Below are 15,281 nucleotides of genomic sequence, written 5' to 3'. Positions count from 1 at the left end.
CGATGAGGGTTTCGGTGACAGGGCTGGCGGCGGAACTCCGTCCGGTCGGGGTGTCAGGACGCCAGGTGGATGCGGCCGCGGCGCCACTGCGCGAGCCACTCGGCGTACCTGCGGCGGTACAGCTGTTCGGCTGCGGAGTTCGGGTCGCGGGGACGACGCAGATGCTCGGGGCAGCCGGTCCCGTCGCCCGGCGGATGGTCGTCGGCCCACACGAATCCGCAGACGCACCGGAGGCGCCCGTAGTCGGGGTCGGTGGTGCTGAAGATGGGGCGGCCGCCGGGAGTACGGCCGTAACGCGGTATCTGCCGGCGCACTTCCGCTGCCCAGCGTTGCGCGCCTTCAGGGTCAGCGGCGGGGTCGGGCCCGTAGTGAGCCATCACCGTGTAGCAGCGGTCCGCGAAGGCGATGGTCTCGGCAAGCCATTCGGCAGGGGTCGGCCGGGGCCGATCAGGGTCGAGGTCGATAAAGGTGCGTTCGGTGGCCTGGTCCTGCTTCTCCTGCGCCCACGGGCAGCGCTCGTGAACGCTGTACCAGGTCAGAGTGTTCTGGTAGCAGACGACGCAACCGCACGGCCGGAACACCCAGTTCCGCAGATCCGCCAGAGTCAGCCGGCGCTCGGCGGCATCAGATGGGTTGTTCATCAGGTGAAACACCACCCTCCGTCGCAGGCGCCGTCCCCGTCGTCCAGCGGCAGCGGTGCGTCGGTCGGGACGACGTGGGCCAGGGGAGCGTTGAAGCGGGTCAGCCAAACAGGGTCGCGATCCAGGGCGTGCCGCCGCCGGTTGATGGTCTCCTCCAAGTGGCAAGCCTTGGCGAATAGCTCGGGCTCCTCCCGGCGCATGTCTCGCCACTGCTCCATCCGGTGGTTCGGGCAAAACCAGCACGAGGACGGCGGGGGAAGGGGCAGTCCGGCCTTGGCGATGATGCCGGGGCAGTCGGCGCGGCGGATACCCATGTCCAGCAGCGGGTAGACGATGTTCTCGTAAGGCTCGCAGCGGCGGTTGTTGGCGCGCTCGATTTCGTCGACGGTGATCCCGATCGCCACGGTGGCGGGCGTTTCGGCGCTGGCGCCCTGCTGTTTGAGCCACCGCCCGATCACCTTGATCTTGAAATCGGCGGTGCAGCTACGCGTGCCCGGCGCGCCGTTGGACATCCGTACCGGGATCGGGATGGAACGCGAGCCCTCCTTCATCAGCCGGCCGTAGAGGGTTTCGACGCTGCCGTTGCGCAGCTTCCGGTCGACTTGGATCAGCCGCAGACCGTGCCGGGCCGCGAACGGGGCCGCGTACCGGTGCAGGTAGCGCAGGGTGCCGGGGTTTTCTGAGTCGTCGCCGACGTTGGCGAACACGAAGGTGTCGTAGTCCAGGTCGCCGGCGGCGGCCAGGGTGAGCGCGGCGACAGTCTGCCAGCCGCCGCCGAAGGAGAAGGTTTTGGGCGGTACGCCGGGCGGCCAGAGCCGGACGTCCGGGCTCGGCGGCGCGTGGGTGGAGGCCATGGGGGCTCCTCTCGGTGGGGTCCCGTCGGGCAAGGGCCGGGAAATGGCGACGGGCAGCCGCCCGCCCCGGGGTATCCGGTGGGAACCGGATCCGGGACGGGGCGGCGGCGCGCTCGGACGGCGCTGTGCTGGCGCCGGTCAAGTGGTGCCGGTTAGGTGGTGCGGATCAGCGCTGGGCTGCGGCCAGCGACAGTGCGCGCATGGCCTTGGTCTCCATGTCGTGGGCGGCGTCGGCGTCGGGCAGGGTGTGGGCGACGCTGGTGACGGCGTGCATGACCCCGCCGGCGGTGGTGTCGCCGCCGCGGATGAAGTGGTTGAGGATTTCGGTGCGCTGGGCCTCGGAGAAGGCCAGCTGGTCGCCCAGGACGTGGATGGTCTTCTGCGGGTCGCGGACCGGTGCGCCGGCCTCCCGCTCGATCTCGTCGATCTTGGCCTCCACGTACTCGCGCTGCAGGAAGTGGGCGACGGCGTCGGCGGTCTTGGAGGTGATCAGGTCCAGGTTGCGCTGCTGGGTTTCGGCGCTCCAGGTGACGACGCCCTCCTCCAGGCGGCCGCCCACGTGCACGCTGCGCATCGCGTCGCGGTTCATGGTCATGCCGTTACGGCAGACCTGCACCACCAGCCGCGGGGTGATGGTGAAAGCTCCGTGGCCGACCTCGGAGTTGGTGATGACGAACCCGGCGAACACCACCGGGTTGTCGGCGCCGGCCTCGCCGGTGAAGGGGGATCGGTAGCCGTGCAGCAGTCGCGGCGCCAGCGCCTGGACCTGCTCGCACACGATCCGCACGTACATGCGGCGGTCGGTCAGGTCGCAGCCGTCGATGTCGACCTCCACGCCGGCGCGGCGGACGCCGTCCAGGGTGGCCATCAGCGCGTCGAGGTTGTCGACCCGCTTGTAGCCGTCCGACAGCCACGCGCGGGCGATCCCCTCGCCGCCGTTGTCGCCGCGCAGCGCGCGCAGCAGGTACCGCTTGTCGGCGGGGGCGCGGTGCAGCCACCCGTTGAGGTTGGCGTCGTACAGGTCGACCGCGTGCTCGCGCATCCGCGCCAGGTACTGCCGCGGGACGCCGAACTTCTCCGACAGTCCCTCGTCGGCGACGCCGGTGGGCCGGTAGACGCCGTCGGCGGAGGTGACCCCCGAGGGGGTCAGCATCGGCTCCACGCCGTGGACCACGAGCCGGCCGTGCTCGACGTGGACGGTGCGGGGGCCGACGACCATGTCGACCTTGCGGGTCTGCTGGCGCTCCAGCAGCGCGGCCATGTCCTGCAGGGTGGCGTTACGGGTCGTGGTGAGCAGCTCGGCCACAGTGGTTCCTTCCAGATCAGGTGCGGGTCGGACGGCGGAATCGGGACGGTCTCGGGGCGGTCATCGCTCGGGCTCGGTCGTCCCGGGCTCCGGGGACTGCTGTTCAGGGGCGGTGGATTCGCCGGTGAGCGCGGCGGGCGTGTGGTGCAGGGCGAGGGCCTGGTGGATCTGCTCGGGTCCGGGGAGCGGCAGGCCGGCCAGGTCGGTCAGCGTCCACGCCAGCTGAAGGACCTGTTTGAGGATCGGCACCGACGTCCCGGCGAGGCGGCGGCTCAGCAGCTCCAGGGCCTGGTCGTCGGGCTGGAACCGGCTGAGTATCACCGAGGCGGGTACCTGCGCGTTGGTGGTCCACGGGGTGTCGGCCAGCCGGACCCGGGCCCGGTCGCGGGCGTCCCAGACATGCGTGGTGACCGCTGCGGTGCTGTCCCCGCCGATCTCGACCGGCTCGGTGTCCAGCAGCACTTTTACCGGCAGGTCATCCACCAACGGCGCGATCCTGGCCAGGTAGCGGCGCCGCGCCGCTGGCGCGCAGGAGCACTCGCCCGCGCGGATGTTCTCGCACGGGCACATCGACGCGCCCGCGACCAGCTGGAACCGCGGCTGGATCATCGTCGCGATCGAGCCCCGGGTTATGCGGATCCACCCGCTGGCGAGGGTGCGGTGCAGCTTGTCCACCACCCGGCGCTCCAGTTCGGGAGCATCGCCGATCTCCAGCACCCCGTGCTGGGCCAGCAGCATCGCCCCGGGCGACAGCGCACCCGAAGACGTCATCCGGCCGGCCAGCGCCGTCATCGAGACGGTGTGGTGCACGGTCCTGAACACCGGCGTGGAGGGCATCGGGTCGCCGGGGTCCAGCACCCCGGCGAGCGAGGACATCGTCGCGGCCGCCATTTGCTCGTCGCGGTCCAGCGGCGGCAGCAGCGCCGCGAGCACCTCGGCGACCAGAGCCCGGCCGGGCGCGTACCCCGCCCCGGGGTCGGGGCGGCCGAGCAGCAGCATGTCGTGGCCACCGGCCGCCGCGACCTCGATCGCGCGGCGGGCCACCGCTGGGAGCGGCGCCTGCGCGAGCTCCACCGGCGCCGCCGATTGGCGCGTCCCCCGAAGCTGCCACGGCGGCCTCCAGCCCTCGGCGGGCGCCGGCGGGACGTCCGGATCCTCGTCGGGTCCGGTCAGCCACCCAAAGAGCCGCGCTCGGTAGAACAGCTCGGTCAGCGTCCGCGGCGCCAGGACCCGCACCCCGTCGACCACCGAGGCCTCGGCCGCGTTCTGCGGCGCGACGACCACCGTCGCCGCGCCGCGGTCGGCGGCGGCACGCACCGCGGGCAGCACACCGCGGACCGGGCGCACCGCGCCGTCCTGGCCGAGCTCGGCCAGGAACAGGGTGCTGTCCAGGCCCGCCGCCGGGATCGCGCCTGCGGCCGCGAGCACGCTGACCGCGATCGCCAGCTCCATGGTGTTGCCGGGCTTGGGCAGGCTGGCCGGGTACAGCGAGACGATGAGGTTCCGGGAGGGCCAGCGGATCTCGCTGTTGAGGGCGGCGGCGCGGACCCGGCGGCTGGTGCTCTCGGCCACCTGGTCGGGCAGCCCGATCACATGCAGGGCCGGGGGGCCGGCGTTCATGACGGCCTCGACCTCGACCTCCATTCCCTCCAGGCCGATCACCACGGCGGACAAGGTCTTGGCGATGCTCAACGGTGTTCCTCTCATCGGTCGGCTGACTGGGGGCGGTGCACGGGCGGCCGCGCGCTGCGCTCGGCCGGAAGGGGCCGCGCCCAGTGAGTGCTGGGCACCGGTTGGTGGGTCTCGGGCGGAGTGGTCACTCCTCGAGGGCCGGGTACCGGCCGGCGTCGAACCCGACGACGAACTCGGTCATCGGCGGGGTGAGGGCGCGCTCGTACAGCGGGTCGCTCCACACGTCCAGCCACCACAGCCGCACTCGCTTCTCGTCGACCCGCATCAGGTAGCCGGGCGGCAGGTGAGCGATCAGGTAGCGGCACAGCACGCAGTCGTCGGCGTCGTCGCGGCGGCCGCGGAACCCCAAGCTCCGCAGCGCACGGGTGATCTTTCGGGGCGTGGCGGGCAGGGCGTCGAGCCGCTGATCAACGGCCCGGATCACCGCCTCGTGCGGCGACTGGTCGTTCGGGGCGGACTGCCGTGACGGGACCGGGTGGGGCGGCGGAATCGGGCGGGTGAAAACAGGCATCAGGGGCTCCAAACGAAGGCGGCCCGGTGCCGCCAACAACGGGCGGTACCAGGCCGGAGGTCGAGGTGGTGTTCAGTACGGACCAGGTCCGCCGACGCTGCAGGGCGGGGCCGGGATCCGGCCGGAGATGAGGAGGCGTTCTGCTCGGTGCGCGCGGCCGGGTCAGGACACGCCGTCGTGCCGGGCGTCGCGCCGCAGCTGCCTGATCTCCGCCCTATAGACCTCGTCGAACTCCTCGGGGGTGACGGCCGGTCCCTCATCGGGGTTCGCGCCCACGTCCACCATCTGGCGCAACAGGATCAGCACCGGGTCGTCGGGAGCATCTTCGATGCCGCGCTCAACCGCTGCTTTGGCAATGACGCCCTCGCCGGCGCAGAGCGCGGCTTGCGCGGCCAGGCAGGCCGGTCCCGACACCAGGCTCGGGATCGCCCGCGCGAGCACCTGGCCCCAGAACTCCAGAAACTCGGCGGCGTGGTCGGAGCCGATGCTGATCATCGCCAGGTCCCGGTTGTAGGGCTCCTGGAGGAGGATCAGCAGCCGCGCGATCTCCAGGTGGTCGACCATCTCGAACATGACTCCGCCCCGGACCCGCTCGTAGACCGAATCGATCAGCTCCTCGCCCTGCTCGATCAGATACAGCCGCCAGGCGGCCGGGTTGAGGTTCCGCGTCCGATCGGTGAGGTGGTCGCTGACCTCTCTGATCGCGGCTTTCACACGGTCGGCTTCCTCCCCGGCCACTGGAGCAAGCCGGGCCTGGACGGTGTCGCGGCTGTCGGCGACGCTGAACCCGCGCAGTACCGCCTCGGCCGCCACGACGCTGGTCTGCGAGTTCAGCGGTGTCCCCTCCGGGGGGCAGCACTGTGAATCGAGGCAGGTGAAGGACCAGAATCGGTCGTCCTGAACGCGGATACCCTGGAGGACCTGTATGCCTGCCGCGCGCAGCTCGGTCTCCACGAGCGTGCCGAACGCGGTGACCGGCTCACTGTCGCCGTAACCGACCACAATCACCGTCGTGACCTGGTTCCGAGTCATGACCGAGGCGACCCGTCCGCCCGTCGCGGACGCCACGGCGTCCTTGACCCCGACGGGCTGGTCGGCCGGCGCCAGAGCGACGCGCATCGCCGGTCCGGGCGGGTCCTCGATCCCCACCACAACCAGGCTGTCGGTCGGGGTGAACCCGAGCATGAACGGGATCAGGGTCACGATCTCGGTCAGGGTGGTGACCATCGACGGGCCGGAGTTCTCACCGAAGGCAGATTCAGTGTGCGACATGGCGACCTCCAGAAACGTTGGGTTCAGGCATGCCGATGGCCCGGCCTTCAGGCCGGGCCATCGGAAGGGTGGCGGGCGGCGCCCGTCCGGGGGTTACTGCGCGTCGTGCGCCTGGGGTTCCGCCGTGCTCGGTGGCGGATCGAAGCCCGCCGTGCCCTGGACCACGTTGGCGATGGCGGCAGGGAGCACGGGGTGGTTGGTGACCGCGGCGGCGTTGGTGTGGGGGTCGACGTCGTCGCGCACACCGTCGTCGGCGGCCAGCGCCGTCGCCAGCTCGGTCGACTTGGGCCCGAGCTTGAACGCTCGGCGCAGCATCGTCTTGTGCGCCATGGACTCGAAGTCGGTCCGCCACACCCCGGTGACCTCGCCGCTGCGGCTGGATCGCGGCGCGTACTTGTCCCGGTAGTCCTGCATGTCGGCGTGGCTCATCGGGTCGGTCAGCACGTACCCGCCGCCCTTGATCAGCAGACGGGCGTAGTACGACACCGGCTCACCGCGCGGCCCGGCGTCGTGGGGGATGTGGTGTAGCCGGTCACCGTCCTGGTTGTACTCCAGCCTCCATTCGTCCTCGGAGTAGCGGGTGCGGGCGCTGGCACCGGCCACCAGCCCGGACCGGTAGGCCAGATCCAGGTACCCCTGGTAGCCGATGATCAGCTGGGCCCGGTAGCCGCCTTGGCCGTCGTTGGCGTACCGGTCCCAGAACGGCAACGGCCAGGCGTGCCCGAGCACCGCCGGCCGCAGGCCCAGTTGCGCGCAGGTCATCAGCGATCCCAGTACGCTCAAGGCGTCGCAGGAGGCCAGCTTGGGCTCCAGGCGCAGACACGTCAGCGCGTCGCGAACGAGCTGACGGGCCTCGTTACCGCGCGGCATCGCCAGCTGGAACTGCTCGTGCATGGACTTGATCTGTTCTTCCAGCGTCTTCGGCTTCGTTTTCTCCGCACTGACCCCACCGTCCCCGCTCCGGTCGGGGGACCGGCCGGTGGAAGTCTGCTCGGCACGGCGGGCCGAGACACGCTCACCGAGGTCATGCCCCATCAGTGATCAACTCCTTGGGCAGCTTGTTGAGGAATTTGCGGTGGTGGTTGGTCTGGCGAGCCGCGGCCGCGGCGTCGGGGAACCGTTCCTCCAGCACCTTCTGCTCATACGAGGTCTTGGATGCGTTGTCCCAGGTGGCGACCTCCTTGCCGCGGTAGGTCGCGATCTCGGCCTCGCCCATCAGGTGGGTGAAGTCGGTCTTGGCGCGCCGCTTGCGGGCCTTGGCGACGCTCTCGTCCAGGTGCGCGCGCCGGTAGTCGCGTAGCAGCCGCAGGCCCTGCTCACCGACCTCGACCTTGCGGCCCGTCCTCGCGCGCGGGAACATCCGGCAGACCAGGTCTTCAGCAGCCTTGCCGCCCTCCAGCGGCGGGGGAGTGCGGGCCTGCACCAACTCCCAGAACTCCTCCTCCATCGCCCGCAGGTCAGCGATCAGCGCCTCATCGCGCTCCACCCGCCGGATCAGCGGCGGAGCGCCTCCGACCTGCGCCGCGACCCACGCGTGCGAAAGACCGGTGACGTCCAGGTAGTGCTGGGTCTGGGCCTCGGCGCCGTCGGCGATCTGCCCGTCCTCCCACTCCCCGCGCCGCCAATGCTTGGTGTTCTTGATCTCCAGCAGGCCACCATCGCGCGTGAGCCGGTCCACCGACGCCAACTGCCAGTCCCGGTCGGTGTGCCGCATCAGGCCGCACCGGACGGCTTCGATACCGGTCTGGTGCGTGAAGTACTCGGCGATCGCCGGCTCGACAATCTGGCCCCAGAGCATGTCGTTGGTCTGCGGACGCTCAACCTTCGAGCCGGTCTTGGTGAGGTACACCTCCAGCCGGGTCGTCCAGGGATCCAACCCCGCGACGGCCAGGGCATCGGACCCGCCGATCCCGCTGCGGCGCGCCGCCAGCCACCGCGGCCGCGGCACCTCGCTGGGCAGTACCAGCACACCGGTCGGGGTGACCTGCTCACCCGGGCGCGCGTCCAGTTCATGGGCGGTCATCGGTCGGCCGTCCCTTCCGCCGGGTCGGCTTGGTCCTCTACCTCTGGACTCGTTGCGCCGTCGGACTCCTGGTGGATCCGCAGCCACCTCTCGGCGGCCTCCGGCTTTCCGTAGGCATGCAAGAACTCGGCCACGACCACGACCTCAGAGGCAGTCAGCACCGGCGCGAGGTGCCCCACCTGCATCTCAGCGGCGAACTCGTGGGCCAAGGCTCTGGCAGCGGACTCGCCGGAGTGACCGATGCCGCGGCCGACCCGCTCCTCCAGCCGCACGACGATCCAGCTGCCGGCCGAATCCACGGTGTCCTCGATGTCCGGGGAGTACGCCTGCGCAACGTCCTCCCACGCGGCGGCGTCGATACCGGTCGCCACCTCGAGCGCCTCGGCCAGACCGGCGGCTCGACTATGCCCGGACCACCAGGCAACTTCACGCTGCTCTCGGGCCCTGCAGAACACCAGAAGGTACTTGCCGGCCAGCTTGACGATCATGGTCCGGCCGGCCCGCAGCGTGTTGGGGGTCACCATCCACTCCTTCCTCCGACTTGCCGGGAAAGCGAGCCGGGCCGCCGGGCATCACTGCCCGGCGGCCCGGCTCGGCTACAAAATGTTCGACTCGCCTGCGGTCAGGCGGCTTCGGCGGCCGCGCCGCCGTCACCTTTCTCACCCGACACTTCGTCCGGCGCCTCGTCCGACACTTCGTCCGGCGCCTCGTCCGGCGCCTCGTCCGGCGCCTCGTCCGGCGCCTCGTCCGGCGCCTCGTCCGGCGCCTCGTCCGGCGCCTCGTCCGGCGCCTCGTCCGGGATCTCCACCGGGGTGTCGTCGGGACGCGAGTCGCCATCCCCCTCGCCGCCGTCCGGCTGGCTGGCGTGCTCGTTGGCCGCCGCCGCGACGGACTCGGCAGCGCCGTCAGCCGCCGAGTCCTGGCCGGTACCTGCCTCGACGGCCAGCAGCGCGCTGCCGTCCTCGGCAGCCGCGGGCGCGGTACTGTCCTCGACGGCCTCCTGGTCGGGGTCGGTGCCGGTGTAGCGGATCTTGAGGATGACGGCCTTCTCGATCGCCATCGGCTTGTGTCCGGCCTTGCCCTTCAGGAACCCCAGGTACGCTGACGCCTCGTCGCGAGTGCAGTACGGGTTGGCCCGGTCGGTTCGCCAGGTGCTGCGCCGGTCACCGTCACCGGCGATCTCGTACTCCATCGCGGCCACCAGCTCGGCCAGCACCAGCGTGTGCAGCCGCCCGGTCGTCGCCCGCTCGGCCTCCTCCTTCGCCTCGCTCATCGACTTGCCGGTGAACTCCCGGAAGAGCGACTCGCTGCGCCAGTTCCCCAGGCCCGTCCGCACCGGGCCGGGCATGACCAGCAGCTGACCGGCCAGGAACGCCATCGTCCCCGTAGGGGCGGTACGGCGCCGCAGCATCTGGGCCAGGAACGCCCGCCGCGCCTTGGCCGCGGTTAGCCACTCACGGTTCGCCCTAACCACCAGATCGCGAGGCGGTACGTACCTGGTCTCGGAGCCCTCGGTCCTGGCGGCACGGCCCGTACGGCTGCGGTGCCCGTACTGCTCGGGCGAGATGCAGTAGTACACCGCCCCGGGCGGCCCGTACGCGGCTACGAACACCCGGGCGCCCGGGCACTGGCGGTGGTTCTCTGCGGTCAGCTCCTGACCGTCCTTGTCCTGCAGATGCTCAACCCGCCACCCACCGGCGGGCAGGTTCTCGGTCACGGTCTCGCCCGCCTCGACGAGCTCGGCCCGCATCCGCATCCGCTGCCCGACTCGGGCATCGACGAACCCGTGTCCGTATTGCACCGGGTCGGTGCAGTACTCCACCGGCTCGGTCAGCGAGTAGGGGAAGTGCACGCCGCGCCCCGGGCACTCGCTGTGCAGCTCGGTGTCGTGGAAGTCCCCCTCCTCGTCGCTCCCACCGCCGGCCTCGCGCTCGTCGTGGACGCGGAGCTTGTCCAGCTCCACGGCACCGTCGGGCAGATCGTCGGTGATGGGGACGTCGGCGATGGCGAACGCGGCGAGCAGCCGCTCGTGCTTGGCCTCGTCGGCGCGTACCTGCCGGATGTTCTCGGCGACCGCCTCCATCGGCTCCCCGTACCGCCGCCCGCGCAGCAGCCGCTCGGTCGCCACCTCGTCACCCTCGAACTCCGCGAGGATCACCTGCTCGGGAATCGAAGGCTGGTAACCCTCGAACGCCTGGGTTGCCCTCTGGTAGCCGGAGTCGCTGAGCTTGCCGGCCTTGAGAGCTGCCCTGACGTCCTTGTCCTTCAGGCCAAGCCGCTGGCGGACTTCAGTGCGGGTGGCACCGGCCTTGAGCGCCAGCGTCAGTGCTAGCGTCTGCTGACGCTCGGTGTGGTTGTGCCGCATCTCCGAGTCGTTGGCGAGGTACTGCAGGAGGTGCTGGCTGGCCTCGTTCATGTCCCAGTGCACTAGGCACGGCACGTCGGGACGCCTGGTCTTGCGTGCCGCTTCCCAGCGCTGGCGTCCCTCGATAATCCAGTAGGAGTCGTCGGCTTCGGGGTTCGGTACGACGTCCAGCGCCTCTTCGACACCGCCCGCCGCGACCGAGGCGACAAGCTGCTGGGGTGGCTCGACGTCGGGACGCACGTGCTTGGGATGTGGTTCGAGGTCGTCCACCGAGATGACCTGGAAGGTCACCGGCGGCGTTCCTTCCTGAGGGGCTGGCTCCTTCGGAGAACCGCCAAGTGCGGCCTGGTTCTCCGACAATGAAGTACTGCTCGTGCTCATGCGCTGAGCGCCTCCAGAAAATCTGTGCGGGGGTGACGCCCCCGCTCCCTGTCCGTCGGGCAGCCGGCTCACCTCACCGTTCGTCGATCCGTCAACCCGGCGGCCGCCGGGTTGACGGATCGACGAACGGTGAGGTTGGGTGCGCCGCCGGACAGGGAGCAAGGAGGCGCTCACCTGGTTTAACGAATGGACGCTCAGCGCATTCCAGCGCGGTCTCATGGTCCTTGACGGCCTCGGCTGCGCGCAGCATCCGCTCGTACCGGGGCCAGCGTGCGGGAGTCCCACAGGTGGCGGACAAGCACAGAGACGCCCGTGACGGTGTAGCCGATGTGCCTGCGGGCGGCGGGTGGTAGCTGGTCGGCGGTCTCGTCGACGACCTCCAGCTCAGCGCCGGGGGAGTCCTCGGCGGCGGGGTCGTCGTCGAAGTCCTTGTCCAGGTCGACGCTCACGCGTTCTCCAAGCGGGGATACAGGGCTCGTACGGGCGGGGCCGTACAGCCCCCGTGCGAGGGCGTACGGGTCATGCGCCGACCGGCGTACGGGTGGTGAGGTGGTCACCCGTACGGGGGTGTGCGGCGAGGTCCTTGGAGGCCCGTACGGTCTTCTCGCACCAGCTCTTGCGGTAGCCCGTACGGGCCATGAGGGCGGGGTAGTCCGCCTCCCACGTACGGTCGTTCTCGGCGGCCGTACGGATCTCCTTGGCGAGGATCGGGATCCAGTACTCCTTCGGCTGCTTCTTGCCGCTGGGATCCGGCGGCTCTGGTTCGGGCGCCGTCCGCTCGGGCTCGCCGCAACCTGGCCGCCGCTTCCATTGCCACTTGCCTGTCGCTCCCCGGCACCCGAGGCGGGCGCCGGGTGCCGTACGGGCGGACGCGCGGCTCCGGTTGTACGGTCCTGGCTCGTACGCGGCAGCTCAGCACGGACCGTACGGGCGGGCGGTTCGAGCAGCGCGAGGCCGTACGGCACGGGCCGTATGGGCATCAGCCGTATGGCGCCGTACGAGTGCAGCGGCGGGACCGTACGCGGGGCCGTTCGGCGGCTCGTATGGGCGAGGTGCACGGGCTGTACGAGCGGGGCCGGGTGCGGCGGCTCGGTGTCGTCCGTACAGGGCACCGTACGGATGGTGGGGGCCGTACGGGGTTCGTCCGTACGGCCGTGCGGGAGGGGTTCCTGGTTGGGCCGTATGCCGAGGCGCCGGTCCGTTCGGCGCTGTCGGATCCGCTCGATCAGGCTCCGTGACGTCGGGACGTCCGCTCGGCGGCGCTCGCGGTGGCCGAGGCCGACCTGCAGACCGAATGGGCTGGTGAGCGACGGGCGGGCTTGTTGTACGGCGTGGTTCTGCGGCCGGTGCGCTCCGGCCAGTGAGCTGTGGGTGCCGCATGCCGAGGCTGCGGGCGCGACGGCGCGGGCCCACGATCGTCGTGCTCGGTGCTGACACGCTGTCCGGGATGCCCGCCGACGACGGCATTCGTGACCGTGCCAACGGTCTTCCTGCGGCGGCTCGGCTGAGTGATCGGATCGGACGGCGCCGGGTGCTGCCCGGCGTACCGCACGGACGGGCTAGCTCATGGCCGAGTGAGGCCGGGCATTACGAGCGGCTGGCGGTCCGGTTTGAGGAGAAGTGGGCTCACAGCCCGGCCTTCACCCCCTGGATGACGACCCGGATCCTGGAGCGGCTCGATCCGCGGCCTGGTGTGGGTCCGCCGCAGACGCCGCCCTTGTTCCAGGATCGGTGTCTGCGGCGACTCGTCCCTCTTCGTCTCTTACTCGTCGTCGGCCGCTGCGGCCTGTTCGCCGTATTCGTCACCCGGTTCGTCCAGCGACGGTTCGGTGCGGCTGTCCTGCCGGGCGGCGACCTTCCCCCAGTAGCCGAGCTTGGACTGGGCCTCGACGAGCATGTCGACCGCGTTCTTGGTGTCGCTGTCGGGCCATCCGCGCTGGTCCAGGAGCATGCCACCTCCCGGTGACTCCAGACGGTCGAGCTCATCGAGGTGTTTGGCCATCTGCTCGACGAGGTGGAGGATGTCGTGCTGGAGCCGGGATGCCTTCATCAGCGGGGTGTCGGCCGGCATTGAGGCGGGGCGGATCTGCGGGCCGCCGGTGGGGAATCCGTCGTAGCGAAGCCATCGGTCGGTCAGCGTGACCGCCGGCCCGTCCGGTACGGGCCGGACGTCACCGTCGGCTCCGACCTGGCCGTGGATGATTTGGCCGTCGGTGTCGACCAGGCGGGGGGGCCGGTCGGCACGGCCGTCCACGATGGCCTGTCGGAGTATCCGGAGCCCGCGTTCGTCCTGCAGCATCAGGGCTAGGATCTCCTGGGGGCCGCGGGTATCGGAGCCTCGGCTGCCCATCGGGTCGCGTTTGAGCGCGTCGTAGGCGGTCAGGTGGTACTGCGCGAGCGCCGACAGCTCCAGACGGTTCCCCCACGCGTCGGGGTTGTCTTGCTCGACCTCGGGCTGTTCCAGCTCGGCCAGGGCCCCCTGGAGCAGTTCGTCGGGGTCGCGGCCGGTGACCTGCCAGCGGCGCCCGGTGTAGGCGGGCAGGTGCGTGGCCCGCAGGTAGGCGGCGCGCATGGCGGTGGCCCTCTCCCGCACCGGGTCCCCCGGCCGCAGGGTGGCGGCGGCACTGCGGGTGGGCCGCAGCGCCAGTTCGGCGATGACGTCCATGCGGCGGGGCGCCGTGACCGACTTCTTGGCGGTGACGTCCATGATCCCTCGGTCGATCAGCTCACGCAGCTCGGGATTCAGCAGCGTCGCCAGCACGTGGGCGGCTTGGGCGTCGCGCTGGGTGGGCAGGCCGGCCTCTTCAGCCGCCTCGGGCGTCAGCAGCCCGGCCAGGTAGTCGTGCAGGGTGTCGTCCAGGACGCTGGCCGACCGCAGGACCTCCAGGACGGCCTCGGCCATCGCCTCCAGCTTGCCCGTCGGCGTCCACGGCCGGGGCGGGTCGACGTGCAGCATGCCCACGTAGGCTGCCACCGCCCGCCCGAAGTCGTAGGCCGCAGCCTCGGGCTGCGGAGTGAACCGCAGGAAGATCCGCGCCGGGGTGATCAGCGCGTTGCGCTGCCAGCGCAGCCTGCGCGCCGCGGCCACCCCGAGCGTGGACAGGTCCTTGGAGGAGACCTCGTCCACGAACCGGCGGTAGGAGTCGCGGTTGGCCGGCAGGTTGTAGTGCGTCGTGCGCGGGTCGACCAGGTTCAGCACGGCGTGGGCTCCGATGATCCGGCTGGACCCGTCGGCCGTGCCCAGCAGCGGCATCGCCGACTGCCCGTCACGGTGGCGCAGCTCGAAGTAGACCACCGTCACCGGCATCACGATGCCTCGTGCGGCCACCGAGTCCTTGAGCGGGTTCTTCACCAGAACGTAGTCCTGGGCCTGCTTGGCCTCATCCAGCACGTGCTGCACGCTCTGCGCCTCGATCCACAGCCCGGTGGCCGTGCCGGGCTGGGAGCGGGGTCCAGTCAGCGGGCCGAGGTGGCCAGGTACACCGCCCGCCGGATACACCCGCATGTCCATCGTCCGGTTGTTTGTGGGCAGCGGCACCAGACCGGGGGTGTACAGGTCGACGTCGATGACCTCGATCGTGCCGCCCGCGACATTGATCCTGGTCGGGTTGTTCAGCGCGGCCCTCAGCGCCGCCGGGTCGACGACGCTATGCGAAAGGGCCGAGGCGAACCCCTCCGGCAGCCCGAACTCCGAGGCCACCTTGTAAGCCCGGCCCACCGCCGCCATCTTCGGCAGCGCGGGAAGCGGCCCGTCGCCGAACCGGGACCAGACGGCCGTCTCACTGGACTCGGTTCCGCTGGACTCGATTTCGCCGGTCTCGTCGGCCGGGATGGGTTCGGTCGTGTTTTCCGCCGCGGTGACGCCCGCAGCGGGCTCCGCAGACTCGGTGGTCGCGGAGATGTCCGGTGTATCGTTACTGTTCATCGTGTCGCCTCCGGGCGATCACGAGCGGCGCCGGGCCGCTCACCCTCCCCTCAAGCGGTCGCCCGAAGGGAATGTGGTCAAGGCCCACGCGCCATGCACCACGCCGCGGCGCGTCCTGCCAAAGACAGGCGTGCGCCGTGACGAGCCGAGCGGTGAAACCGAACCGTGAGGACTCCGGTCACTGGGCCGTGGCCCGCTGCCGTGTGTCCGCCGCCAGCAATCGGCGTCGGTCGGTCGTGGTCTCGGCTGCGTCCCACCATTCCAGCACGCCGGAACCCGGAATCCGGGAGAAACCGATCGCCGTGACGACA

Annotated in this window: 12 protein-coding genes; all 12 read right to left on the bottom strand. The window is 70.8% G+C overall.

Features of this window, described 5'->3' with window-relative positions; all coding sequences use genetic code 11:
- Positions 1 to 53: 53 nt before the first annotated feature.
- The 12 genes from ACQPXG_RS37645 to ACQPXG_RS37590 all read right to left on the bottom strand — a co-directional run bounded on the left by ACQPXG_RS37645 (position 54) and on the right by ACQPXG_RS37590 (position 14,970).
- Positions 54 to 641, bottom strand: a complete 588-nt coding sequence (locus ACQPXG_RS37645; RefSeq protein WP_433463912.1) for a hypothetical protein — start codon at positions 639 to 641, stop codon at positions 54 to 56.
- Positions 641 to 1,495: a phosphoadenosine phosphosulfate reductase gene (locus ACQPXG_RS37640; protein ID WP_433463911.1), complete on the bottom strand. Its 855-nt coding sequence runs from the start codon at positions 1,493 to 1,495 to the stop codon at positions 641 to 643. Before ACQPXG_RS37640 ends, ACQPXG_RS37645 begins: the two co-directional genes overlap by 1 nt.
- 166 nt (positions 1,496 to 1,661) lie before the next feature.
- Positions 1,662 to 2,801, bottom strand: a complete 1,140-nt coding sequence (locus ACQPXG_RS37635; protein ID WP_433463910.1) for a DUF932 domain-containing protein — start codon at positions 2,799 to 2,801, stop codon at positions 1,662 to 1,664.
- Positions 2,802 to 2,861: 60 nt separating this feature from the next.
- The gene (locus ACQPXG_RS37630) at positions 2,862 to 4,493 is read right to left on the bottom strand and encodes an ATP-binding protein (RefSeq protein ID WP_433463909.1); all 1,632 of its coding nucleotides are present in this window, start codon (positions 4,491 to 4,493) and stop codon (positions 2,862 to 2,864) included.
- Between the two features lie 124 nt (positions 4,494 to 4,617).
- Entirely contained in the window at positions 4,618 to 5,004 is a 387-nt protein-coding gene (locus ACQPXG_RS37625) for a hypothetical protein (RefSeq protein ID WP_433463908.1), read from the bottom strand.
- A gap of 162 nt (positions 5,005 to 5,166) precedes the next feature.
- The gene (locus ACQPXG_RS37620; RefSeq protein WP_433463907.1) at positions 5,167 to 6,276 is read right to left on the bottom strand and encodes a DUF4192 domain-containing protein; all 1,110 of its coding nucleotides are present in this window, start codon (positions 6,274 to 6,276) and stop codon (positions 5,167 to 5,169) included.
- A 93-nt stretch (positions 6,277 to 6,369) separates the two neighbouring features.
- The gene (locus ACQPXG_RS37615; protein WP_433463906.1) at positions 6,370 to 7,311 is read right to left on the bottom strand and encodes a recombinase RecT; all 942 of its coding nucleotides are present in this window, start codon (positions 7,309 to 7,311) and stop codon (positions 6,370 to 6,372) included.
- On the bottom strand, positions 7,301 to 8,299 hold the full coding sequence (locus ACQPXG_RS37610; RefSeq protein WP_433463905.1) for a YqaJ viral recombinase family protein: 999 nt from the start codon (positions 8,297 to 8,299) through the stop codon (positions 7,301 to 7,303). The genes ACQPXG_RS37615 and ACQPXG_RS37610 overlap by 11 nt, the downstream gene beginning before the upstream one ends.
- A complete protein-coding gene (locus ACQPXG_RS37605) occupies positions 8,296 to 8,823 on the bottom strand; it encodes a hypothetical protein (RefSeq protein WP_433463904.1) in 528 nt (175 codons plus the stop codon). Before ACQPXG_RS37605 ends, ACQPXG_RS37610 begins: the two co-directional genes overlap by 4 nt.
- 98 nt (positions 8,824 to 8,921) lie before the next feature.
- The gene (locus tag ACQPXG_RS37600) at positions 8,922 to 10,955 is read right to left on the bottom strand and encodes a ParB N-terminal domain-containing protein (protein ID WP_433463903.1); all 2,034 of its coding nucleotides are present in this window, start codon (positions 10,953 to 10,955) and stop codon (positions 8,922 to 8,924) included.
- Between the two features lie 305 nt (positions 10,956 to 11,260).
- Positions 11,261 to 11,494, bottom strand: a complete 234-nt coding sequence (locus ACQPXG_RS37595) for a hypothetical protein (RefSeq protein WP_433463902.1) — start codon at positions 11,492 to 11,494, stop codon at positions 11,261 to 11,263.
- Between the two features lie 1,313 nt (positions 11,495 to 12,807).
- Positions 12,808 to 14,970 carry a hypothetical protein gene (locus ACQPXG_RS37590; RefSeq protein ID WP_433463901.1) on the bottom strand — a complete coding sequence of 721 codons (2,163 nt, stop codon included), beginning with the start codon at positions 14,968 to 14,970 and terminating at the stop codon, positions 12,808 to 12,810.
- Between the last annotated feature and the right edge of the window lie 311 nt (positions 14,971 to 15,281).

The organism is Spirillospora sp. CA-128828, assembly GCF_050945415.1.
GTDB lineage: Bacteria > Actinomycetota > Actinomycetes > Streptosporangiales > Streptosporangiaceae > Spirillospora.
This window is presented reverse-complemented; position numbering and strand designations above follow the sequence as displayed.